Origin of the sequence: Isoptericola sp. NPDC058082 (assembly GCF_042885055.1) — a bacterium.
Taxonomy (GTDB): domain Bacteria; phylum Actinomycetota; class Actinomycetes; order Actinomycetales; family Cellulomonadaceae; genus Isoptericola.
Map to the genome: position 1 here is coordinate 1 of NZ_JBHVSQ010000005.1, position 22276 is coordinate 22276.

A 22276-nucleotide genomic window follows, 5' to 3' on the forward strand; every position below is an offset into this window, starting at 1 on the left:
GGGGGGGGGGGGGGGGGGGGGGTGCCCACCCCCCGGGGGGGAAAGGGGGCCCCCCCCCACGCCGGTCTCGTCACGTCTCAGGCGACCTCGTAACCACAGATCGCCTCGACCTTCGCCGCCGACGCGCCGGCGGGGTCGAACGCGTAGCCCAGCCACTCGCGCACGAGCCGGCGGGCGAGCTCCGGGCCGACGACCCGCTGCCCCAGGCAGAGCACCTGCGCGTCGTTGCTGAGCACGGAGCGCTCGACCGAGTACGAGTCGTGCGCCGTCACCGCGCGGACGCCGGGCACCTTGTTCGCCGCGATCGCGACGCCCAACCCCGTGCCGCAGACCAGGAGCGCCCGGTCGGCCTCGCCGGCCGCGACGAGCCGGGCCGCCTCGACCGCGACGTGCGGGTACGCCGTGTGCCCGTCGGCACCCACGCCGACGTCCGTCACCGTCGCGACGCGGGGGTCGTCGGCGAGGTCCCCCGCGAGGAGGGACTTGAGGTCGAAGCCCGCGTCGTCGGACCCGACCACGAGGCGCAGCCCCGTGCCCGCCTCGGTCGCGCTGTCGTCCGTTGCTGTCATGCCGGTGTCTCCTTCTCCTGCCGCGCCGGTGCTGCGGGCGCCGCCAGGTGCTGATGGGTCTGTTCAGTCGCGGGCGAGGACCTCGCCCACGCGGGTGACGACGAGCGCGAACGAGGTCGCGCCGGCGTCCGGGGTGCCGAGGGACTTCTCCGCGAGCGGCCGAGCCCGCCCGACGCGCGGGCGCAGGTCCGCGGTGGCGCGGGCACCCTCGGTCGCCGCGTCGGCAGCCGCCGCCCAGGCGTCCCTCGTCGGGGCGCCGGCCCCCGCCTGCTCACGGAACGACGCGGCGAACGGCAGCAGTGCGTCGAGCAGGGTCTTGTCCCCCGCCTGCGCGCGGCCGAGGTCCTGCACGGACTCGGCGAACGCGTCGATCGCGTCGGCGACCTTCGGGGGGTCGTACGCGTCCCCGTCGTCCCCGAGCGACCCGCCGAACGCCTCCAGCGCGGCGCCCCAGAGCACGCCGGAGGTGCCGCCGGCCTGCTCGGCCCACGCCCGCCCCGCGCGGCCGAGCAGCCAGGCGGCACCGGCCTCGGGCGGCGCCTGCTCGGCGCTGCGCAGGGCCGCGGTGGCGCCCTTGAGCATGCCTCGGCCGTGGTCGCCGTCGCCGGCGACCGCGTCGATGCGGCCGAGCTCCTCCTCGTGCTCGGCGACGACCGCGTGCAGGGCGCGCAGCCCGTCGCGGACGGCGCCCGCGAGCGCCCGGGAGGCGTCGCTCGCCGGCGGCACGGCCTCGTCCTGGGCCACGCCCTCGGCGGCACCCCCGCGCCCCGAGGCGTCGAGCCGCTCGAGGGGCGCACGCTGCTTGCGGTACGCCGGGGTGTAGGCGTCGGCCGTCCAGCACCGCTCCAGCTCGTCGTCCAGCCACTGGAGGGTGAGGGACACGCCGCCCATGTCGAGGCTCGTGACGAGCTCGCCGACCTCCGGCTCCACCAGGGTGAAGCCCCGCTCGCGCAGCAGCCGGGCCACGTGCCGCCACAGGAGGAAGAGCTCCTCGTACTTCGTGGTGCCGAGGCCGTTGAGCACCGGCGCGAGGCGCGTCGACGACGAGTCCGGCGCCGCGGCGAGGAGGCGCTCCACGAGGAGGCCGGCGAGCTTCTCCGCCGGCAGCAGGGGGACGTCCTCGATGCCCGGCTCGCCGTGGATGCCGAGGCCGAGCCCCAGGTGCCCGGCGGGCACCTGGAAGAGGGGGGCTTCGGCGCCCGGCATCGTGCAGCCGGAGAACGCCACGCCGAGCGTGCGGGTCGCGGCGTTCGACGCGCGGCCGACCCGCTCCACCTCGTCGAGGTCGAGGCCCGCCGCGGCCGCGGCGCCCATCGCCTTGAAGACGGAGAAGTCGCCCGCGATGCCGCGGCGCTGCTCGGGGTCCTCGGCGGACGCGACGTCATCGGTCACGACGACGACCCGCGCGTCGATGCCCTCCTTGCGCAGCCGCTCGGCGGCGATGCCGAAGTTCATGATGTCGCCGGCGTAGTTGCCGAAGCTGAGCACCACCCCGCGCCCCTGGTCGGCCGCCTTCGCGACGGAGTACGCCTGGGCCGCGGACGGCGAGGTGAAGATGTTGCCGACCACGGCGCCGTGCGCCAGGCCGGACCCCACCGTGCCGCAGAAGGCCGGGTAGTGGCCCGAGCCGCCGCCGATCACGACGGCGACCTGCGGCTCGCCGTCCGGCAGCGTCACGACGCCGCCGGGCACGCCGCGCAAGCGGTCGGCGTAGAGGTCGAGGAATCCGGCGAGCTGGTCGTCGGCGAACTCCTCCGGGTCGTCGAAGATCCTCGTCATGGGAGCGTCCTTCGTTCGTTCGGGTGTCGTGCGGAGGCGTGCGGAGCGGGAAGCCGGCGGGGCCCGCCGTCAGCGGACCGCCTCGGCGGCGGGCCGCCTGGTCGACCGGCCGGCCGGCGTGTGCCCCGGCTGGTCGACGGTGAGGCGGCCGACCATGACGAAGGCCGCGGCGTAGAGGGCCACGAACATCCAGACGATGCCCTGGCCGCCGAGGCCGACGGCGAAGCCCAGCGCGACGACGGCCGAGCCCAGGAAGGCGGCCCCGCCCGCGGCGGTCGTGTACATGGCCATCGCGGCGCCCTTCCGCTCGGGGGCGAGCGCCGGCATGATCGCGCCCATCGGGACGAACCCGGCGAGCAGGCAGCCGAAGACGCACCCGGCGGCGGTCGCGACCCAGAAGCCCCAGTCGGAGCCGTAGGGCACGAGCTGCGGCACGTACCACCAGGCGAGCAGGCCGAGCGACGACCCGAACACGCCGAACCACTTCACCGTGCGCTGCCAGCCGATGCGGTCGCCGATCCACCCGAAGAGGGCGTTGACGAGGATGTTGGTCGCGTACACGAGCACGGTCATCGTCAGCCACCGGGCCTGGCCCCAGCCGCGCTCGTCGGCGATCACGGCGGGAAGCACGATGAACATGCCGTACTGGGGCGCGGTGTTGATGAGGCGCACGAGGAAGCCCATGAGCACCTTGGGGCTGCGCACCGTCAGCGACAGGCCGGAGAGCATGACCGTCGAGGCCGAGTCGCCGGCGGGCGCGATCCGGCGCGACCCGCGCGGGTCGCGCACGCCGAACCACGCGACGAGGAAGCCGAGCGTCACCGGGAGCAGCGACGCCCACATCGCACCGGCCTCGCCGGCGAACCCGCCGCCGAACGTCGGGATGGCGCCGATGGCGAAGAGCGAGCCGAGGGTGGGCAGCCCGCCGGTGAACGCGACGTAGAACCAGCCGACGGCGGAGCCGTTGCGCTCGGGGCGCGTGGCGACGTTCACCCAGACCAGGAAGCCGAACGCGAACAGCGGGTAGCCGAAGCCCCGGATCGCGTAGGTCAGCGCGACCGCCCAGAAGCTGCCGCTGTCCAGGGCGACGAGGAACAGGGCCTGGAAGACGACCCAGACGCCGAACCCGAGCAGCATCACCTTGCGCGGCCCGAGGAGGTCCGCGAGCGCCCCGGACAGATAGCTGCCCACGAGCACGGTGAGGCTGTACGCCGTGATGATCGTGGCGACGGTCGCCTCGGGGCTGCCGAGCGCCTCGACGAGGTGCGGGGTGATGAAGTTGGAGTCGACGCCGACCCCGGTCATGAACAGCAGGACGCCCAGATAGCCCCACGCGACGGAGCGGGGGATACCCATCCGCTCCAGCCGGGACTCGGTGGCCGGCGACGGCGCGTCGTCGCGCGTCGTGGTCTCAGACATGGTTCTCCTTCGAACGGTCGGATCCGTGGCGGTGGGGCGAGGTCAGGACAGCGACGGGACGATCGACACCTTGACCGAGCCGCCCGCCGAGTCGCCGACCAGGTCGAGGGCGTCCTGGAAGCGCTCGAGCGGGAACTGGTGCGTGCACACCTCCTCGAGCGGGAGGGTGCCGGACTCGATGAGCTTGATGGCGGGGCGCCAGCAGTGCGGGCCGAGGTGCGCGCCCAGCACGTCGAGCTCCTTGTCGTCCGAGAGGATCGACCAGTCCACGGTCACGTCGTCCTTGAAGACCGAGTACTCGACGAAGGTGCCGAGCTTGCGCAGCAGGTCGAGGCCCTGCGCGACGGCCGACGGGTGGCCGGTGGCCTCGATGTAGACGTCGGCCCCGTAGCCGCCGGTGAGCTCCTTGACCCGCGCGACGGCGTCCTCGGTCGTGATGTTGATCGTCACGTCGGCGCCGACCTTGCTCGCCAGCTCGAGCTTGGCGTCGCTCATGTCGAGCGCGACGACGAGGTACGGGTTCTTCTGGCGGGCGCCGGCGATGGCGCCGAGGCCGATCGGGCCCGCGCCGGCCACCACGACGACGTCGTCCAGCTGGATCCCGCCGCGCTCGACGGCGTGCATCGAGCAGGACAGCGGCTCGGCGAACGCGGCGTGCTGCGGCGCGATCGAGGGGTCGACCTGGTGCGTCAGGGCCCGCTCCGGCACCAGCACGTACTCGGCCATGGCCCCGTTGAAGCCCTTGAAGCCGAACATGTCGTGCGGGCCGCACATCCAGTACGCGCCGCGCAGGCAGTACCGGCACTCCCAGCAGGGCACGATCTGCTCGCAGGCGAGCCGGTCGCCGAGCGCGGCCTCGCGCTTGTCGAGCGCGCCCTGGTCGCCGGCCGCGACGACGGTGCCGGCGAACTCGTGGCCGGGCGTCACGCCCTTCTGCGCCCAGGCCGGGCGGTGCTCGTCGCCCCAGAACTTCGCGGCGCCGTGGTAGCACTTCAGGTCGCTGGCGCAGACGCCGACGGCGTCGACGCGCAGCAGGAGCTCCCCCGGCCCGGGGACGGGCACGGGGAGGGTCTCGAGTCGGTAGTCCTCGGGACCGTGGACGACCACGGCGCGCATGGTCTCGGGAAGGGCGGTCTCGGCGTTCGTGACGAGGGGCACGGGTCTGGCCTCCGTTGGCTCTGGGTTCCGGACGCGGCCACCGTAGCCACTCCGTGAACATTTGTCACGCACACTTGTTCAGGAGAGGAGCGCCGGGCGCGCGGAAGGGGAAGAATCACCGTCGTCCGACGACGTCCCGAGACCCTGGGAGCACCGTGAGCGAGCGCGACGACGCGAGGCCTGACCGGACGGACCACCTGAGCGAGCACCGGAGCGAGCACGAGGTGACCGCCGCCGACCTGGCGTACCAGGCGGCGCGGATGTACTACGTCGACAACGAGACGCAGGCCGCCATCGCGGAGCGCCTGGACGTCTCGCGCCCCACCGTCAGCCGGCTCGTGACCGAGGCGCGCCGGCTCGGCCTGGTGCGCATCGAGGTCGTGGACCCCCGCTCCGACGAGCGCGGCGTGCTCGCCGCGCGCCTCCGCGAGGCCCTCGGCCTGGACGGCGCCCGCGTCGTGCCGCCCGTCCATCCCAGCCGGCTCGGCCCCGACCTCGCCCCCGCCGTCGGCGCGGAGATCGAGGACATGGGTCTGGAGCCCGGCGACGTGCTGCTGCTCTCGTCCGGGCGGACCGTCTACGAGGTCGTGCGCGAGCCGCTGCCCAAGATGACCGGCGTGCAGGTCGTCCCGACCGTCGGCGGCCTCAGCGAGCCCGTCGCCTGGTACCAGACCAACGAGATCGCCCGCCTTGCCGCCGAGAGCACGGGCGCCTTCCCGGCGTTCCTGTTCACCGAGGTGCTGCCCACGGTCCCGATGCGCCGCTCGCTCGACGAGGACCCGACCTTCCGGCACGTGATCGGCCTCTGGCGGTCCGCCCGCGCCGCCGTGGTCGGCATCGGCGCGCCGACCGCCACCCGGAACTCGATCTCCCGCTCGATCCCTGCGGACGCGTCGACGTTCCGCGACGCCATCGGGGACGTGTGCATGAACTTCTTCGACGCCGCCGGCGCCGCGATCGAGTTCCCCGGCAGCGACCGGATGGTGCGCACCCCCCGCGAGCTGCTCCAGGGGCTCGACCGGTGCGTCGGCGTCGCCGTGGGCGTCGAGAAGGTGCCCAGCATCGTCGGCGCCGTGCGGGCCGGACTCGTGCGCTCCCTCGTGACCGACGCGCCGACGGCGCGCGCCCTGCTCGAGGCGCTCGACCGGCCGGCGGCGCGCCGCCCATGACCGGGGCCGTCCTCGGCGTCGACATCGGGACCTCGAGCGCGAAGGCGGTGCTCGTCGACCTCGACGGTCGTGTGCTGGCGCGCGCCACGATCGAGCACGAGCCCGACCGCCCTCGTCCCGGGCACGTCGAGATGGACCCGGAGGTCTGGTGGGACGAGCTCGCGGAGCTCACGGCGCGGCTGCGCCGCCGGTGCGACGTCCCCGTCGTCGCGGTGGGCACCAGCGGCGTCGGCCCCTGCGCCGTCCTCACGGACGCGGCGGGCACGCCCCTGCGCCCCGCCATCCTCTACGGCGTCGACACGCGCGCGTCCGCGCAGATCGACCGGCTGGAGGCAGAGCTCGGGGCCGAGGCCGTCGAGCGGGCCACCGGCTCCCGGCTCTCCAGCCAGGCCGTGGGGCCCAAGCTCGCGTGGGTCGCCGAGCACGAGCCGGAGGTCTGGGCCCGCGCCCGCCGCCTGTTCATGCCGTCGTCCTGGCTCGTCTGGAGGCTCACGGGCGCCTACCGCCTCGACCACACGTCGGCCAGCCAGGCCGCGCCGCTCTACGACCTGCGCGCCGGCACCTGGCACGAGCGCTGGGCCGACCGGCTGCGCGGCCAGGTCACCCTGCCCGCGCTCGGGCTGCCCGGTGACGTGGCCGGGAAGGTCACGGCCGACGCCGCGCGGCGGACCGGCCTGCCCGAGGGCACCCCCGTCGTGCTCGGGACGATCGACGCCTGGGCGGAGGCTGCCAGCGTCCCCACGGCCCCGGACGACGTCGCCCTCATGTACGGCAGCACGCTCTTCATGATCGCGTCGGGCCACCGCCTGCTGCACCACCGCGACCTCTGGTCGGCGGTCGGTGTCCGGCCCGGGACGTACGACCTCACGGCCGGCACCGCCACCAGCGGGGCGGTCACCGGCTGGCTGCGCGGGCTGTTCGGCGGCCCCGGGTTCGGCGAGCTGGTCGCGGAGGCCGAGCGCTCCCCGGCGGGCAGCCGCGGCCTCCTCATGCTCCCGTACTTCGCCGGCGAACGGACCCCGCTGCACGACCCGGACGCCCGCGGCGTCATCGCCGGGCTCACGCTCGAGCACTCCCGGGGGGACGTGTACCGCGCGGCGCTCGAGGCGACCGCCTTCGGCGTCCGCCAGAACCTCGAGCTCCTGCGCGGCGCCGGAGCGCCGGCGCTGCGCGGGGTGGCCGTCGGAGGGGGGTCGCAGGGCGCCCTGTGGCCGCAGATCGTCTCCGACGTCACCGGGCTCCCCCAGGTCCTCGCCGACGGGTCGTCGGGCGCGTGCCTCGGCGCGGCCTACCTCGCCGCGTCCGCCGTGGCGGAGGTCGACATCGCGCGGTGGAACCCCCTGACGACCCGGATCGAGCCGGACCCTGCCCGGGCGGCGCGCTACGACATCCTCTACGACGGCTACCGGGAGCTGTACCGCACGACGCGGGACACCGTGCACCGCCTGGCGGACGTCCAGCACGCCTCGCCCGGCGCGGCCGACGCGCCCTAGGCGGCGCCGGCCAGCGGGACCTCGGCGACGGCCTCGTGCAGCGGCCCGCCCGACCGCCCCTCCCCGAGCCGGGACGCGACGACGTGCACGGCGTCCACCCGCCACGACGGCCCCCGGTACACGGCGAGCGCCCGCGCCCACGGCACCAGCGGCGACGCGTCGGCCTCCCGCCCGCGCGGCCCCCGCGTGCCTCCGCGTGCGGAGTCCACCCGCCGCCGGCCCGCCGCGGCAGGAACGGTCGCACGAGCGGACGCCCGCGCGACCGTGAGGTGCGGCCGTCCCGACGTGCGGTCCGCGGCGGGCAGGCCCGACGCGCCGACGGCGGCGTCCTGCGCGAGCTCGCCGGCGCGCCTCAGGTCGTCGACCGACCCGGCCACACCCACCCAGAGCGTGCGGCCGCCGAAGGTGCCGCCGCCGCTCAGGGCCAGCTCGAACGGCGGCACGTCGGCCAGCGCGTCGCCCAACGCGTCCACGTAGTCCGGCACGGCCCCGTCCGGCACCTCGCCGTGGAAGACCAGCGTGACGTGACGCTGCTCGGGCGGCACCCAGCGCAGCCCGCGGCCCGGGTCCGCGACGGACGCGCCGCCCACGCCGGCGAGGGCGAGCTCCAGGTGGGCGAGGGCCTCGGCGGACGGGTACACGGCCGTGAACAGGCGCATGGCGCGATGCTAGGCCCCGCGGCAGGCTGGGGGCATGCCCACGACCCGCCGCGCGCTCGCCGGCACGACCCTGGCCGTCGCCGGCGTCGGCGCCGCGCTCCTGACCCGGCGCATGACCCAGACCTGGGGCACGGCCGCCCTGGAGGCCGACCAGCCGCTGCCCGGGGACGACCTCGTGCCGTCGGCCGACGTGGTCGCGACCCGCGCCGTCGGCATCCGTACGCCCGCCGCCGCCGTGTGGCCCTGGCTGCTGCAGCTCGGCTACGGCCGCGGCGGGTTCTACTCCTACGACCGGATCGAGCGCCTGATGGGCCTGGACATCCGCTCCGCGGACCGCGTGGTGCCCGAGTGGCAGCGCCTCGGCCCGGGCGACCGGGTGCACCTCGCCGAGGGCTTCGGGCTCCGCGTGGCCGCGCTGGAGCCGCGGCGCCACCTGGTCCTGCTGGGCGACGAGGGCGGTCCCGACGGCGCGCCGCCCTTCGACTTCTCGTGGGCGTTCGTGCTGCGCCCGTGGCCCGGACGGTCCGCCGGGACGCGGCTGCTCGTGCGGGAGCGGTACCGGTCGCACGGCGTCGCGGGGCGGCTCGTCGTCGAGGCCACGCAGGTGGCGAGCTGGGTGATGTCGGCCGCGATGCTGCGCGGCATCCGGGACCGCGCCGAGGGGCGAGCGGACCGGCGGGGCTCAGGCGCGTCGCACGTTCGGTGACTCGCTGTCACGGCCCGCGACGCGTTCGAGACCACCTTCGACGGCCGACGTGGACGGACCCGCCACGGCCTCTCGGGCGCACGTCAGGGGTTCAGCAGCCGGCGCGTGTGGTCGTCGGCAGGCAGGAAGGTCTCGAGGTGCAGACCGTCGAGGGTGACGTCGGAGGCGCTCTCGATCTGGCTGGCCACGCTGAACATCCGGAGCACCTCCCCACCCGCCTCGATCTCCAGCGGGACGACAGGGTCGGCCGATGGTCGGGTGGGGGGCTCACCGTCGCAGGGGTAGTCGACGACGTCCTCCCGGAGCGCGACCAGGTCGTGGTCGCCGCCGGTGCGGGCGATGCGCTGCTGGAGCTGGTGAAGCAGGTGCTCTCGCCAGGTGGGCAGGTTGCGGATGCGCGGTGCGAGTCCTCGCGGGTGCAGGCAGAGCCGGATCACGTTGAGCGGAGGCTCGAGCAGCCTCGGGTCGCAGCCGGCGACCAGCGCGTCGACGGGCCGGTTGGCGTCGACCACGTCCCAACGGTCGTCGAGGAGCAACGCCGGGTACGGCGCGTGGGCGTCCAACAAGGTGCGCAACCCGGCCATCACCGGCGCGAGCGCCTCGTCGTCGGTGGCACGGTGCGCGTAACGGGGAGCGAAGCCCCCCGCGAGCAGGAGGCGGTTCTGCTCGCCCAGGGGTACCCGCATCACCTCGGCCAGCCGGAGGATCATCTCCGGGGTCGGCCGGGATCTTCCGGTCTCGACGAAGCTCACGTGCCGGGTGCTCACCTCCGCCTGGGTGGCGAGCGCGAGCTGGCTCAAGGATCGCAGCTCACGCCAACGGCGCAGTTCGTTGCCGACCGATGGAGCCATCACCGTCGAGGTCATGGGAGGAGCGTAGGCAGCACCTGTCAAAGGCGACCATGACCTCAGAGGTCATCGACCGGACGGTCGACGAGCGGCGAGTCTTCGGGTGCAACGTCATCGAGAAGGGAAGACGCCATGAACGAGATCGTGACCCGCTACCTCGACACCTGGAACGCCACCGACACGTCGGCCCGCGCCGAGCTCCTCACCCGCCACTGGGCCGAGGACTGCGCCTACGTCGACCCGCTCGCCGAGGCGCAGGGCCGCGAAGCGGTCGAGACGACCATTCAGGCTGTCCAGGCTCAGTTCCCCGGCTTCGTCTTCACCCCCGTGGGCGACATCGACGCCCACCATCAGCAGGTCCGCTTCCAGTGGGGCCTCGGACCGGCCGGCGAGGAGCCGGTCGTGATCGGCTTCGACGTCCTCGTGGTCGACGCGGACCAGCGCATCCGCGACGTTCGCGGCTTCCTCGACAGGGTTCCTGCCTGACGCCTCGCTCGACCGACGCCCACGACGTCCGACGAACCCTGTGACCGGAGGCCGCCGCGTCAAGAACCACGTCAAGAACCTGGCGCGGCGGCCTCCGGCAGCGTCCTCAGCACGAGGTCGAGGACCGGACACGCGGTACCGGGAAGACGTCGCCTGGTCGGTCTGCCGCGCGCCTCGACGCGCGTCGAGGAGACGCGTCCTAGCGCTGGGCGCGCCCGCTGGCGTACAGGCAGACGGTCGCGGCGGTCGCGAGGTTGAGCGACTCGGCCTGGCCGCGGATCGGCACGCGCACGACCGCGTCGGCGAGGGCACGGTCGGCCTCGGGCAGACCCCAGGCCTCGTTGCCGAAGACCCATGCCGTCGAGCCGGAGAGGTCGGGCTGGTCGGGCTCTCGCGAGGCCGCGCCCGCGACGTCGAGCAGGTCGTCCAGGTCGTGGGTCCCCGCGCCGTCGGCGGCGAGGACGACACAGCCGGCGGACCGGAGGACGGCGACGGCCTCGGCCAGCGACGCCCCGGTGACGACCGGGAGGTGGAACAGCGAGCCGGCCGTGGACCGCACCACCTTCGGGTTGTGCGGGTCGACGCTGTGGCCCGCGAGGACCACCAGGTCGGCGCCGGCGGCGTCGGACGCGCGGATCACGGTGCCCGCGTTCCCCGGGTCGCGCACGGCGGCCAGCACGGAGACGAGCAGCGGGCGCCCCTCGGCGGCCCGCGCCTCGGCCAACGACGCCACCGCCTCGTCGAGTCCGTACGACCGTGCCCGCACGACCGCCAGGACACCCTGGGCGTCGGGGCTCATCGCCTCCAGCACCTCGGGCGTCCCGACGTGCAGGTGCAGGCCGGCGTCGAGGGCGTCGCGCAGGATCTCGTCGTAGCGCTCGGCCGCGGCGGGTGTCAGATAGACGTCCCGGACGTCGTGGGCCGCGTGGCGGACCGCCTCGCGCACGCCCTGAGGGCCCTCGACGAGGAACTGCGCGTGCCGGGAACGCGCAGGACGCCCGGACAGCGCCCTGACCTGCTTGACCCGGTCCGCCCGCGGGTTCGCGAGCGTCACGTCGGGGATGCCTGAGATCATGCGCGGCATCGACAGGTCGGGGGTGTCCGGGCGTCCGGGTGCTGAGCGGTGGCTCAGGCGGCCTTCGGCGCGTTGACGTCGGCCGGCAGCGCGTCCTTGGCGACCTGGACGAGCGCGTTGAACGCCGCCACGTCGTTGACCGCGAGCTCGGCGAGCATGCGACGGTCGACCTCGACCTCAGCGGCCTTGAGGCCCTGGATGAGGCGGTTGTAGGTCAGCCCCTGCGCGCGGGACGCAGCGTTGATGCGCTGGATCCACAGCTTGCGGAAGTCGCCCTTCTTCGCCTTGCGGTCGCGGTACGAGTAGACGAGGGAGTGGGTGACCTGCTCCTTCGCCTTCCGGTACAGACGCGAACGCTGGCCGCGGTAGCCGCTGGCGCGCTCGAGGGTCGTACGGCGCTTCTTGTGGGCGTTGACCGCCCGCTTCACGCGTGCCACGTGATGCTCCTTGCAGTGTCGGGTCGGAAGTGGACCCGGCGGCCGTGCTCCTCGGTGTCACCGGGAGCGGGTGGCCGCCGAGGGCTCACTTGCCGAGCAGCTTCTTGATGGTCTTGACGTCGGCGGCCGAGACCACCTGGTCCTGGGCCAGACGACGCGTGCGGCGGCTGGACTTGTGCTCGAGGTAGTGGCGAGCGTTCGTCTGCTCACGCATGATCTTGCCGCTGCCGGTGACCCGGAAACGCTTCTTGGCGCCGGAGTGCGTCTTGTTCTTCGGCATGACTGCCGTCTCTCCTCGTGTCGGTCACCCGCCGGCCGGCGGGGACGTGGTGCGGACCGGGGCCGGCGAGCGGCCCGGTGCCAGATGGTCGTGTGTGTTCGGCCTCAGCGCCCTGCGCGGGGGCTCGGCTTCGGCGGCCGCGGCGCGGCCGGCCGAGGGGTGCTCGGCTTCGGCGTCGCGGGCTTCGGCGTCGCGGCGGCCGGCTTCGGCGCGGCGGCCGGCCTGGCCGGAGCAGCGGCCGGCTTGGCCGGAGCGGCGGCCGGCTTGGCCGGAGCGGCGGCCTTCGCCGGAGCAGCGGCGGGCTTCTCCTCGGCGACCGGTGCAGGGGTCGGCTGCACGGCCTCGGGGGCCGGCGCCTCCTGCACCTCGACCTCGGGCTGCGTCGGCTCGGGCTCCGTCGGCTCGGGCTCCGGCGTCGGCTGCGAGGGCGCAGCCTGGGCGCGGGCCTCGGCCTTGACCTCGGACTTGGTCTTGCGCTGCGCGTTGATCTCGCTGGACCGCTTGCGCTGCTCGACCTTGGCGTCGGCCTTCTTCTTCACCGGGCCGAGCACCATGGTCATGTTGCGGCCGTCCTGCTTCGGCATCGACTCGACGAAGCCGAGGTCCGACACCTCCTCCGCGAGGCGCTGCAGCAGGCGCACGCCCATCTCGGGGCGGGACTGCTCACGACCACGGAACATGATCATGACCTTGACCTTGTCGCCGGCCTCCAGGAAGCGCACGACGTGGCCCTTCTTGGTGCCGTAGTCGTGCGGGTCGATCTTCAGGCGGAACCGGATCTCCTTGAGGACCGTGTTCGCCTGGTTGCGCCGCGCCTCGCGCGCCTTCATGTCCGACTCGTACTTGAACTTGCCGTAGTCCATGAGCTTGGCGACGGGCGGACGGGCGTCCGGGGCCACCTCGACGAGGTCGAGGTCGGCGTCCTGGGCAAGCTTCAGGGCGACTCCCGTGGCGACCACGCCGACCTGCTCCCCGCCCGGGCCGATGAGTCGGACCTCGGGGACGCGGATCCGATCGTTGATGCGAGGCTCGCTGATGGTGATGCTCCTAGGAACTCGTCGGTAGACCGCCAGGGACGGGAAAGGCCCCCGACCTGAGCACAGGTGGAGGCCATCTACCGACGCCGGGGCGCGAACGCTCCGACGACCGAGGCGGACGTCCACGAGGGACGTCCGACCGGGACCCGGCTCCTGTCGGCGCCGGGGGCGCTCGGTCGGTGCTCGGGTGGGATGAGATCCACTTGATGCACCTGAGCCCTGCAGACGCTCCGCGGAGCGGCGTACGGACGGACCCAGGTCGGTCAGCTGTCAAGGCTAGCACGGGATCGCCGCCCGTCCGGCCGGTGTGGCGAGCGTCTCGGCCGACCCTGCCACGACCTTTACTGGAATCGTTCCAGAAAGTGTGGCAGGGTCGCGGCCATGACCACGGCGAGGACGGACGAGACGTTGCTGAGGGAGCGGGGCCTGCGCGTCACCGGTTCCCGGCTCGCCGTCCTGCGCGCGCTCTCCGAGCACCCGCACGCCACCGCGGACGACGTCGTGCGCGCGGTGCGGGCCGACCTCGGCTCGGTGTCCGTGCAGGCCGTCTACGACTGCCTGCACGCGCTCACCTCGTCCGGCCTCCTGCGCCGGATGGAGCCGGCCGGGCACCCCGCGCGCTACGAGCGCCGCACCGGCGACAACCACCACCACGTGGTGTGCCGCTCGTGCGGCGCCGTCGCCGACGTCGACTGCACCGTGGGTCACGCACCCTGCCTGACGCCCAGCGCGTCCCACGGGTTCGCCGTCGACCTCGCCGAGGTCACCTTCTGGGGCCTGTGCCCCGACTGTGCCGGACGCTCGGCCGCCGACCCCGTCCCGGCGGCCGGCCACGGCACGACCTTCTGAACCGGAACCCCCCTGAGAAAGGACGTCATCTCATGACGACGCCGTTCACGACGACGCAGACCGGCACCCCGGTCGCGAGCGACGCGCACTCGCTGACCGTGGGCGCGGACGGGCCCACCGTCCTGCACGACCGCTACCTGGTCGAGAAGCTCGCCTCCTTCAACCGGGAGCGCGTGCCCGAGCGCAACCCGCACGCCAAGGGCGGTGGCGCCTTCGGCGAGCTCGTGATCACCGAGGACGTGTCGCAGTACACCCGCGCCGCGGTCTTCCAGAAGGGCGCGACGAGCGAGACGCTGCTGCGCTTCTCCTCCGTCGCGGGCGAGCAGGGCTCCCCCGACACCTGGCGCGACGTGCGTGGCTTCTCCCTGCGCTTCTACACCACCGAGGGCAACCTCGACATCGTCGGGAACAACACCCCCACGTTCTTCCTGCGCGACGCGATGAAGTTCCCGGACTTCATCCACTCGCAGAAGCGCCTCGGCGCCTCGGGCCTGCGCGACGCCGACATGCAGTGGGACTTCTGGACCCTCTCCCCCGAGTCGGCCCACCAGGTCACCTACGTCATGGGCGACCGCGGCCTGTCGAAGTCGTGGCGGCACCTCAACGGCTACGGCTCGCACACCTACCAGTGGGTCAACGCCGAGGGCGAGCGCTTCTGGGTGCAGTACCACTTCCTGTCGAACCAGGGCGTGGAGCACATGTCGGCGGAGGACGCCGAGCGCATCGCCGGCGAGGACGCCGACTACTACCGCCGCGACCTGTACGAGGCCATCGACCGCGGCGAGTTCCCCTCGTGGGACGTCTACGTGCAGGTCATGCCGTACGAGGACGCGAAGACGTACCGCTTCAACCCGTTCGACATGACGAAGACCTGGTCGAAGAAGGACTACCCGCGCATCAAGGTCGGGACGTTCACGCTGAACCGGAACCCGCAGAACTTCTTCGCCGAGATCGAGCAGGCCGCGTTCTCGCCGGGCAACCAGGTGCCGGGCACCGGCATCTCGCCGGACAAGATGCTCATGGCCCGCGTGTTCTCCTACCCGGACGCCCAGCGCCACCGCATCGGCACGAACTTCAACCAGCTGCCGGTCAACCAGCCGCACGCCGCCCCGGTCGCGAACTACATGCACCAGGGCAACATGCAGTACCACTTCAACGGCGCCGAGCACCGCGTGTACACGCCGAACTCGTTCGGCGAGGCCGGCGGCCCCGTGGCCGACCCGCTGCTCGGCGTCGAGGCGGCGTGGGAGTCGGACGGCGCGCTGCTGCGCTCCGCGCAGACCCTGCACGCCGAGGACGACGACTTCGGCCAGGCCGGCACCCTGTACCGCGAGGTCTTCGACGACGGCGCCAAGGCGCGGTTCCTCGAGACCCTCACCGGCCAGGGCCTCGCCATCACGATCGACGAGATCCGCGAGCGGTTCTTCCAGTACTGGACGAACGTCGACGCCGAGCTCGGCGCCAAGCTCCGCGCCGAGGTGTCGGCCGGGCACGTGCCGTCGCCGGCCGCCGCCGGCTCGGGCCCGGACGTCGAGCCCGTCGGCATCTGACGCGACAGGCACGGCGACGCGCGTCCGCCGTCGCCGCTCACCGAGGCCGGGTCCCCGCGGGGGCCCGGCCTCGGCCGTCCCCCGCGGGCCGTCACGGTCCCGCCCGATGCGAAGATGGACCCCATGAGCACCTCGCCCGACGCCATCTCCACCGACTCCGCGAACGCGACCCCCGCGACCCCCTCCACCGCCGACGCCGCGGCCGACGACGCCACCCGTGACATCGCCGACGTCGCCGCGGTCGAGGTCATCACCGCCGCGGCCGTGCACCTCATGAGCGCCGCCGCCGTGAAGTGCGGCCTCGCGGAGGACGCCGACGCCCAGGGGCACCTGGACCTCGACGAGGCGCGGAAGCTGATCACGGCGCTCGCCGCGCTCGTCGTGACGAGCGCCCCCGACATCGGCAACCAGCACGCCCGCTCGCTGCGCGACGGCCTGCGGTCCCTGCAGCTCGCGTTCCGCGAGGCGTCGGTCGTGCCGGACGCGCCCGGCGAGGGCCCCGGCGAGAAGTTCACGGGCTCCGTCGTCTGAGATGTCCGCCCCGTCCGCCTGGCCGCCGCCCCCGGACCGTTCGCCACCCCCTGCGGGGAGCGGCGCACCCGTTCGTCGCCGCGACCGCCGCCCGGTCGTGGCGGTCCTGGCCGTGCTGCTCGCCGGGGCGCTCGGCATCGGCGCGTACCTGTGGGTGACCACCACGCGCTGGCAGGCGCACAGCGCGGCCTGGGAGGACGAGGCGCGGGGGTACGCCGACCGGGTGGCGTCCCTCGACGCAGAGCTCGACGCCACCGACGCCGAGCTGGTCGCGGCCCGCGAGCAGCTCGCGACCGCCACGGCCCGCATCACCGACCTCGCCAACGAGAAGGCCCAGCTCGGGGACGAGAACGTCGCCTCGCAGCAGTACCTCGACTACCAGCGGCGCGTGAGCGAGGCGGCGGGCGTCGTGACCACGGCGCTCGGCGACTGCGTCGACGCCCAGTCGCAGCTCATCACGTACCTCGAGGACCGCGGCTCCTACGACGCGAAGGACCTCGACCGGTTCGCCTCCGACGTCGAGACGCTGTGCCGGCAGGCCTCCGAGGCGAACGACCAGCTCGAGCAGGAGCTCGAGCAGTGACCCGACCAGGTACCCGGCCAGGCCGCGCGCGCGGCCTGCGCCCGGCGCCGGCCCTCCTCCTCGCCGCGACGCTCGCCGGCTGCGGGGTGCTCCCCGCGCTCCCGCCCGCGGTCCCGGACGACGTCGTCCCGACGCGCGTCGCGCCGTCCGCCCCGGCGTCGCTCTCCCCCGACGACGCGGAGGGCCTGTCCCCCGACGGCTTCGACGCCGTGCAGCGCATGGCCGTGCGGATCCGGAACGTCGGCTGCGACGGCCTGTCGACCGGGTCCGGCTTCGCCGTCGACGCGCACACCCTCGTCACCAACCGCCACGTCGTGGCGGACTCGGAGTCCCTGGAGGTCAGCACCTACGACGGGCGCGACCTGGAGGTCTCCGCCGCGGGCAGCGCATCCCTGGCCGACCTCGCCCTCGTGCGCACCGCGGACCCGCTGCCCAGCTACCCGACGCTCGCGGAGGCCGACCCGCGGCCCGGCGACGCCGTCACCGTGGTCGGCTATCCCGAGGGCGGCGAGCTGACGATCACCGCCGGCGAGGTCATCGGGCCGACGACCGACCCGCTGCACGAGAACCTGGGCGAGGTGCTGCTCACCGACGCCCCCGTCGAGCCGGGCTCGTCGGGGTCGGCCGCCCTCGACACGCGGGGACGGGTGATCGGCGTCGTGTACGCGAAGACCTCCGACGGCCGCTCGCTGCTGGTGCCGCTCTCCACCCTCGAACGGCTGCTCGACGACGCCGACGGCTTCCGGGCGCTGCCGCCGTGCGCACAGCCGTCCGGCAGCCCGTCCGCGACGCCCACCGGCTAGGAGGCCCGGCGACGCCGGGTCGGCACGCCGGGTCAGCGCGCCGCGCCCACCCGCAGCTCGAGCGAGTCCACGCGGCCGGAGATCACCGTCGAGGCGCCGAGACGGGCGTTCACCTGCGCGAGCACGCGGTCCAGCCCCGGCCGGTCCAGCCCCGGGTCCAGGGCCAGGACGACGGCGACCTCCGCGCGGCGTCCGCGCTCGGCGTGCGCGCGCACCACGTGCTGCACCGGCGCCGCGGCGTCCGCGACCGCGGCGGCGACCTCCGGGTCCACCTCGAGGGCGCCGTCCGGGCCCGCGGGGACCAGCGCCGGGCGCCACTCCTCGCCCTGGGCGAGCGCCCAGACCGCAGGCCGGGGCACGAGGGCGGTGGCCGGCCCGGCCGGGTCCACGACCAGCAGCGACCAGTCCTCGCTCACCGCCGAGAGGGCCGCGCGGGCCGCCTCGACCGGGACGGGACGGGCGTCGGGCCGCCAGGCCGTCATCGCGCCGACCGACGTGAAGACGGGGAGCGCGCGGCGACCGTCGGGCGCCTCGATCGCCACCACGCCGGCCGCGGCCTCCTTGTCGACGTGCAGCTCCTGCGTGCCCGCGGGCCCCTCGTGCTCGACGACGTCGGCGACGGCCAGCTCGGCGAGCACGGGGACCAGCACACGGGTCACGGCGAGGCGCCGCACGACGTCCTCCAGCGACCCCGTGCCCGCGGCGTGCGCGACCAGCAGCGCGGCGAGCTCCGGGTCGGCCGAGCCGTCGTCGCCCGCGAACTGCGACGTCGGCTGGATGGACTTCAGGTGGCCCGGCAGGGCCCGGCCGTCCCCGGCCGTCACGGCCGGCCCGCCACGTCGAGCGCCTCGGGCAGCGTGAACGCCCCGGCGTACAGGGCCTTGCCCACCACGGCGCCCTCGACGCCGTCCGGCACCAGGGCGCGCAGCGCCTCGAGGTCCGCGAGCGAGGAGATGCCGCCGGACGCGACCACCTTGGCCGGCGTGCGCGAGGCGACCTCGCGCAGCAGGTCGACGTTCGGGCCGCGCAGCGTGCCGTCCTTGGTCACGTCGGTGACGACGTACCGGGAGCAGCCGGCGTCGTCCAGGCGGGCGAGCACCTCCCACAGGTCGCCGCCCTCCTGGGTCCAGCCGCGGGCGGCGAGCGTCGTGCCGCGCACGTCGAGGCCCACGGCGACGGCGTCCCCGTGCTCGGCGATGACGCGGGCGGTCCACTCCGGGTCCTCCAGGGCGGCGGTGCCGATGTTGACGCGCCGGGCTCCCGTGGCGAGCGCGCGCTCGAGCGAGGCGTCGTCGCGGATGCCGCCGGACAGCTCGACCTGGACGTCGAGCTCCGCGACGACCTGCGCGAGGAGGTCGGCGTTCGAGCCGCGACCGAACGCCGCGTCGAGGTCCACGAGGTGGATCCACTCGGCGCCGCCCGCCTGCCAGTCGCGGGCGGCGGCCAGCGGGTCGCCGTAGGACGTCTCCGAGCCGGCCTCCCCCTGCACGAGGCGGACGGCCTGGCCGTCGGCGACGTCGACGGCGGGCAGCAGCACGAGGCGGTCGGTCATCAGGGTGTCTCCAGCTTCTGGAACGGCAGGTTCGGGTGCGGGGGTGATCGGGTCGACGGCGCTCAGAGCGAGCGGACCCAGTTCTCGAGCAGGGTCGCGCCGGCGTCGCCGGACTTCTCGGGGTGGAACTGCGTGGCGGCCAGCGGACCGCTCTCGACGGCGGCGACGAACCGGGACTCCGCGCCCGGCGCCCCGTGCCGCGCCCAGGTGACCAGCGGCGGCGTGTAGCGCGGGTCCGCGTCGCCGTCGTGCCCCTGCGTGAACTGCTGCGCCGCGTACGAGTGCACGAAGTAGAACCGCTCGTGCTCGACCCCCGCGAAGAGGCGGGAGCCCTCGGGAGCCTCCACGGGCGACCAGCCCATGTGGGGCACGACCGGGGCGTCGAGCCGCTCGACGACGCCGGGCCACTCGCCCAGGCCCTCGGCGCGCTCGCCGTGCTCCACGCCGGCGTCGAACATGACCTGCATGCCGACGCAGATGCCCAGCACCGGGCGACCGCCCGCGAGGCGCCGGTCGATCACCTGGTCGCCCCGTACGGCGCGCAGGCCGGCCATGCAGGCGGCGAACGCGCCGACGCCCGGCACGACGAGGCCGTCGGCCTCGGCGGCCCGCGCCAGGTCGGCGGTGAGCTCCACGTCGGCACCGACCCGCTCGAGCGCGCGCACGGCCGAGCGGACGTTGCCGAAGCCGTAGTCGAGCACCACGACGTGGGAGCGTCCGTCCGGGCGCGCGGGCGCCGGCGCGGGGTTGAGGTCGGCCGCGGCGCCGCCGTGCGGCAGCAACGGCGTGATCCCCGCCGCCTCCTGCGCCGCGGTGATCCTGTCCCGGTCGACCGTGCCTGTCGAGTCGCTGGTCGAGTCGCTGGTCGAGTCGCTGGGCGTGTCCGGCATGCGTCTCCCCTACTGCTTCTTGCGGGCCTTGCGCGCGGCGCCCGTGAGCATCCGCATCGCCTTGAAGCGGCCGATGCTCGTCGACGGCACGACGCCCGGCAGGTCGGCCACCGTGAGCTGGCCGGTGACGAGGTCCTCGAGCGCCTCCGGCGCGCCTCCCAGCACCAGGCCCGGGGGCAGCTCGCCCTGCGCCTCGCCGTCGGCGTAGCGCACGCAGGTGAGCTGCTCGCCCCAGCGGGTCACGAGCACCAGCGGGACGCCCGCCACGAGCTTCGAGATCGCCGCGGCGGCGTGGTCGGGGGCATCGTCGCTCGTGTCGCGCAGCACGGCGACGGCGCCCACGGGCGTGGGCACGGCGTCGACGTCGAGCTCCGCGAGCGAGCAGGCGGCCGCCAAGGGCTCCGCGCCGGCGATCTGTGTGATGAGGACCGCCAGGTCGGGGTCCTTGCGGGTGCCGTCGAGACCCGACAGGTCGTCGGGGACCTCGAAGCCCTCGGGCAGGTCGTCGGGCAGGTCCGGCTGCGGGTCGGGCTGGCGGTCGGGATCGGTGGTCATGCGGCTACAGCGCACCCTTCGTGGACGGGACGCCCTCGACGCGCGGGTCGGGGGCGACGGCGGCGCGCAGCGCGCGGGCGAGCGCCTTGAACTGGGCCTCGACGATGTGGTGGGGGTCGCGGCCCGCGAGGACCCGCACGTGCAGGCAGATGCCCGCGTGGTGGGCGATCGACTCGAGCACGTGCCGCGTGAGGGACCCGGTGAAGTGCCCGCCGATGAGGTGGTACTCCTGCCCCTCCGGCTCGCCGGAGTGCACCAGGTACGGCCGGCCGGAGACGTCGACGACCGCGAGCGCGAGCGCCTCGTCGAGCGGCACGGTCGCGTCGCCGTAGCGGGAGATGCCGCGCTTGTCGCCCAGCGCCTCGCGCAGCGCCTCGCCGAGCACGATGGCGACGTCCTCGACCGTGTGGTGCGCGTCGATGTGGGTGTCGCCGGTCGCGCGCACCGTGAGGTCGATCAGCGAGTGCTTGCCGAGCGCGGTGAGCATGTGGTCGTAGAACGGCACGGTCGTCGAGATCTCCGTGCGCCCCGTGCCGTCGAGGTCCAGCTCGACGACGACGCTCGACTCGCTCGTCGTGCGCTCCACGCGGGCCGTGCGGTGCTGCATCAGTCCTCCTCCTCGGGCGCCGTGGCGCCGCTGAACGTCTCGCTGACGACCTCGATGAACGCGGCCCGGAACGCGGCGTTCTCGCCGGGCGTGCCGACGGAGACGCGCAGCCAGCCGTCGGGCCCCGTCTCGCGGATGAGGACCCCGCGGTCGAGCAGGCCCTGCCAGACGGCGTGCCGGTCCTCGAACGTGCCGAACAGCACGAAGTTCGCGTCGGAGTCCGCCACCTGCAGCGGGAGGCCGTCCACGCGCTGCGCGCGCAGCCACGCCACGAGGGCGTCGCGCTCGTCGCGCAGGTCGCGCACCTGGGCCCGCAGCTCGTCGTGGTGCGCCAGCGCTCCCCGTGCGGCCGCCTGCGTGACGGCCGACAGGTGGTAGGGCAGCCGGACGACACGCAGGGCGTCGACGAGCGCGGTGGAGGCGGCCAGGTAGCCGAGCCGCAGCCCGGCCGCGGCGAAGGCCTTCGACATCGTGCGCGAGACCGCGAGGTGGGGGTGCGTGCCGAGCAGCTCGAGGGCCGACGGCGTGCCGGGGCGCCGGAACTCCGCGTACGCCTCGTCGACCACGACGACCGCGCCGGCGCGGCGACCGTCGCGCTCGGGGGCGTCGGGCACCTCGGTCCTCGCCGCGGCGTCCAGGATCGCCTCCACCGTCGCGAGCGGCAGCGCCGTGCCGGTCGGGTTGTTCGGGCTGGCGAGGAGGACCACGGACGGGCGGACCTCCTCGATCGTCGCGACCGCGTGGTCGACGTCGAGCGTGAAGTCGGTCTCGCGGCGGCCGGTGACCCAGCGCGTGTGCGTGTCGCGCGCGTACTCGGGGTACATCGAGTAGGTCGGCGCGAAGGACAGCGCGGTGCGGCCGGGGCCCCCGAACGCCTGCAGCAGGTGCAGCATGACCTCGTTGGAGCCGTTGGCGGCCCAGACCTGCTCGGGCGCCACCCGCACCCCCGACTCGAGCGCCAGGTAGTCGGCCAGGTCGCCGCGCAGGGCGGCGAAGTCGCGGTCCGGGTACCGGTTGAGCCCGCGCGCCGCCTCGGCGACGTGGTGGGCGATCGTCGCGACCACGGCCTCCGACGGGGCGTACGGGTTCTCGTTGACGTTCAGCCGCACGGGCACGTCGAGCTGCGGGGCGCCGTAGGGCACCTCGGCGGCGAGCTCGGGACGCAGCGGCAGCCGCGCGCCGTCGACGCCGCCCGCGGGTGCGGCGGACAGGGGGGTGGTCACCGCGCCAGTCTACGGAAC

The 22276-nt window shown here is 74.5% G+C and carries 25 protein-coding genes; 9 read left to right on the forward strand and 16 right to left on the reverse strand.

Annotated elements, in window-relative coordinates:
* Positions 1 to 77 precede the first annotated feature (77 nt).
* The 4 genes from ACFVS0_RS08715 to ACFVS0_RS08730 form a co-directional block, all read right to left on the reverse strand.
* A complete protein-coding gene (locus tag ACFVS0_RS08715) occupies positions 78 to 569 on the reverse strand; it encodes a ribose-5-phosphate isomerase (RefSeq protein WP_430587737.1) in 492 nt (163 codons plus the stop codon).
* 63 nt (positions 570 to 632) lie between these two features.
* Complete coding sequence (locus ACFVS0_RS08720) at positions 633 to 2348, reverse strand: dihydroxyacetone kinase family protein (protein WP_430586285.1); 1716 nt, start codon at positions 2346 to 2348, stop codon at positions 633 to 635.
* 69 nt (positions 2349 to 2417) lie between these two features.
* Positions 2418 to 3767, reverse strand: coding sequence for an MFS transporter (locus tag ACFVS0_RS08725; RefSeq protein WP_430586284.1), 1350 nt, complete (start codon positions 3765 to 3767; stop codon positions 2418 to 2420).
* Positions 3768 to 3809: 42 nt separating this feature from the next.
* Positions 3810 to 4925: a zinc-binding dehydrogenase gene (locus ACFVS0_RS08730; RefSeq protein WP_430587738.1), complete on the reverse strand. Its 1116-nt coding sequence runs from the start codon at positions 4923 to 4925 to the stop codon at positions 3810 to 3812.
* A gap of 155 nt (positions 4926 to 5080) precedes the next feature.
* Here ACFVS0_RS08730 and ACFVS0_RS08735 point away from each other — a divergent pair, with 155 nt between their 5' ends.
* The gene (locus ACFVS0_RS08735; RefSeq protein ID WP_430564208.1) at positions 5081 to 6094 is read left to right on the forward strand and encodes a sugar-binding transcriptional regulator; all 1014 of its coding nucleotides are present in this window, start codon (positions 5081 to 5083) and stop codon (positions 6092 to 6094) included.
* A complete protein-coding gene (locus tag ACFVS0_RS08740; RefSeq protein ID WP_430587739.1) occupies positions 6091 to 7587 on the forward strand; it encodes an FGGY-family carbohydrate kinase in 1497 nt (498 codons plus the stop codon). The genes ACFVS0_RS08735 and ACFVS0_RS08740 overlap by 4 nt, the downstream gene beginning before the upstream one ends.
* Here ACFVS0_RS08740 and ACFVS0_RS08745 read toward each other — a convergent pair.
* Positions 7584 to 8246 (reverse strand): 2'-5' RNA ligase family protein, encoded by a 663-nt coding sequence (locus tag ACFVS0_RS08745; protein ID WP_430587740.1) that lies wholly within the window; start codon positions 8244 to 8246, stop codon positions 7584 to 7586. The genes ACFVS0_RS08740 and ACFVS0_RS08745 overlap by 4 nt on opposite strands.
* Before the next feature lie 34 nt (positions 8247 to 8280).
* Between ACFVS0_RS08745 and ACFVS0_RS08750 the strand changes: the two genes are divergently transcribed.
* Positions 8281 to 8952, forward strand: a complete 672-nt coding sequence (locus tag ACFVS0_RS08750; protein WP_430587741.1) for an SRPBCC family protein — start codon at positions 8281 to 8283, stop codon at positions 8950 to 8952.
* A gap of 83 nt (positions 8953 to 9035) precedes the next feature.
* Here ACFVS0_RS08750 and ACFVS0_RS08755 read toward each other — a convergent pair whose 3' ends face one another.
* On the reverse strand, positions 9036 to 9818 hold the full coding sequence (locus ACFVS0_RS08755) for a helix-turn-helix domain-containing protein (protein ID WP_430587742.1): 783 nt from the start codon (positions 9816 to 9818) through the stop codon (positions 9036 to 9038).
* Between the two features lie 114 nt (positions 9819 to 9932).
* Between ACFVS0_RS08755 and ACFVS0_RS08760 the strand changes: the two genes are divergently transcribed.
* Entirely contained in the window at positions 9933 to 10286 is a 354-nt protein-coding gene (locus ACFVS0_RS08760) for a nuclear transport factor 2 family protein (RefSeq protein ID WP_430587743.1), read from the forward strand.
* 199 nt (positions 10287 to 10485) lie between these two features.
* Here the strand turns inward: ACFVS0_RS08760 and ACFVS0_RS08765 are convergent, their stop codons facing one another.
* The 4 genes from ACFVS0_RS08765 to infC form a co-directional block, all read right to left on the reverse strand.
* Positions 10486 to 11361, reverse strand: coding sequence for a TrmH family RNA methyltransferase (locus tag ACFVS0_RS08765; RefSeq protein ID WP_430587744.1), 876 nt, complete (start codon positions 11359 to 11361; stop codon positions 10486 to 10488).
* A gap of 53 nt (positions 11362 to 11414) precedes the next feature.
* Entirely contained in the window at positions 11415 to 11798 is a 384-nt protein-coding gene (gene rplT, locus ACFVS0_RS08770) for a 50S ribosomal protein L20 (RefSeq protein WP_430552243.1), read from the reverse strand.
* Between the two features lie 85 nt (positions 11799 to 11883).
* Entirely contained in the window at positions 11884 to 12078 is a 195-nt protein-coding gene (gene rpmI, locus ACFVS0_RS08775; protein WP_079576291.1) for a 50S ribosomal protein L35, read from the reverse strand.
* A 104-nt stretch (positions 12079 to 12182) separates the two neighbouring features.
* A complete protein-coding gene (gene infC / locus ACFVS0_RS08780) occupies positions 12183 to 13181 on the reverse strand; it encodes a translation initiation factor IF-3 (RefSeq protein WP_430552303.1) in 999 nt (332 codons plus the stop codon).
* A 315-nt stretch (positions 13182 to 13496) separates the two neighbouring features.
* Here infC and ACFVS0_RS08785 point away from each other — a divergent pair, with 315 nt between their 5' ends.
* From ACFVS0_RS08785 to ACFVS0_RS08805, 5 genes are all read left to right on the forward strand, one after another.
* Positions 13497 to 13964, forward strand: a complete 468-nt coding sequence (locus tag ACFVS0_RS08785) for a Fur family transcriptional regulator (RefSeq protein ID WP_430552244.1) — start codon at positions 13497 to 13499, stop codon at positions 13962 to 13964.
* A 32-nt stretch (positions 13965 to 13996) separates the two neighbouring features.
* Positions 13997 to 15514 (forward strand): catalase, encoded by a 1518-nt coding sequence (locus tag ACFVS0_RS08790; protein ID WP_430564201.1) that lies wholly within the window; start codon positions 13997 to 13999, stop codon positions 15512 to 15514.
* A gap of 123 nt (positions 15515 to 15637) precedes the next feature.
* The gene (locus ACFVS0_RS08795) at positions 15638 to 16045 is read left to right on the forward strand and encodes a DUF1844 domain-containing protein (protein ID WP_430587745.1); all 408 of its coding nucleotides are present in this window, start codon (positions 15638 to 15640) and stop codon (positions 16043 to 16045) included.
* Between the two features lie 97 nt (positions 16046 to 16142).
* The gene (locus ACFVS0_RS08800; protein ID WP_430552247.1) at positions 16143 to 16628 is read left to right on the forward strand and encodes a hypothetical protein; all 486 of its coding nucleotides are present in this window, start codon (positions 16143 to 16145) and stop codon (positions 16626 to 16628) included.
* On the forward strand, positions 16625 to 17431 hold the full coding sequence (locus tag ACFVS0_RS08805; protein ID WP_430587746.1) for a S1C family serine protease: 807 nt from the start codon (positions 16625 to 16627) through the stop codon (positions 17429 to 17431). Before ACFVS0_RS08800 ends, ACFVS0_RS08805 begins: the two co-directional genes overlap by 4 nt.
* A 32-nt stretch (positions 17432 to 17463) precedes the next feature.
* Here the strand turns inward: ACFVS0_RS08805 and ACFVS0_RS08810 are convergent, their stop codons facing one another.
* From ACFVS0_RS08810 to ACFVS0_RS08835, 6 genes are all read right to left on the reverse strand, one after another.
* Positions 17464 to 18255, reverse strand: a complete 792-nt coding sequence (locus tag ACFVS0_RS08810; RefSeq protein WP_430587747.1) for an SseB family protein — start codon at positions 18253 to 18255, stop codon at positions 17464 to 17466.
* Entirely contained in the window at positions 18252 to 18983 is a 732-nt protein-coding gene (gene priA / locus ACFVS0_RS08815) for a bifunctional 1-(5-phosphoribosyl)-5-((5-phosphoribosylamino)methylideneamino)imidazole-4-carboxamide isomerase/phosphoribosylanthranilate isomerase PriA (RefSeq protein ID WP_429762153.1), read from the reverse strand. The genes ACFVS0_RS08810 and priA overlap by 4 nt, the downstream gene beginning before the upstream one ends.
* Before the next feature lie 62 nt (positions 18984 to 19045).
* Positions 19046 to 19687, reverse strand: coding sequence for an imidazole glycerol phosphate synthase subunit HisH (gene hisH / locus ACFVS0_RS08820; protein WP_430586301.1), 642 nt, complete (start codon positions 19685 to 19687; stop codon positions 19046 to 19048).
* A 195-nt stretch (positions 19688 to 19882) separates the two neighbouring features.
* On the reverse strand, positions 19883 to 20428 hold the full coding sequence (locus tag ACFVS0_RS08825) for a hypothetical protein (RefSeq protein WP_430552251.1): 546 nt from the start codon (positions 20426 to 20428) through the stop codon (positions 19883 to 19885).
* 4 nt (positions 20429 to 20432) lie between these two features.
* Complete coding sequence (gene hisB / locus ACFVS0_RS08830; protein ID WP_430547395.1) at positions 20433 to 21035, reverse strand: imidazoleglycerol-phosphate dehydratase HisB; 603 nt, start codon at positions 21033 to 21035, stop codon at positions 20433 to 20435.
* On the reverse strand, positions 21035 to 22258 hold the full coding sequence (locus tag ACFVS0_RS08835) for a histidinol-phosphate transaminase (RefSeq protein WP_430587748.1): 1224 nt from the start codon (positions 22256 to 22258) through the stop codon (positions 21035 to 21037). The genes hisB and ACFVS0_RS08835 overlap by 1 nt, the downstream gene beginning before the upstream one ends.
* Positions 22259 to 22276: the final 18 nt, after the last annotated feature.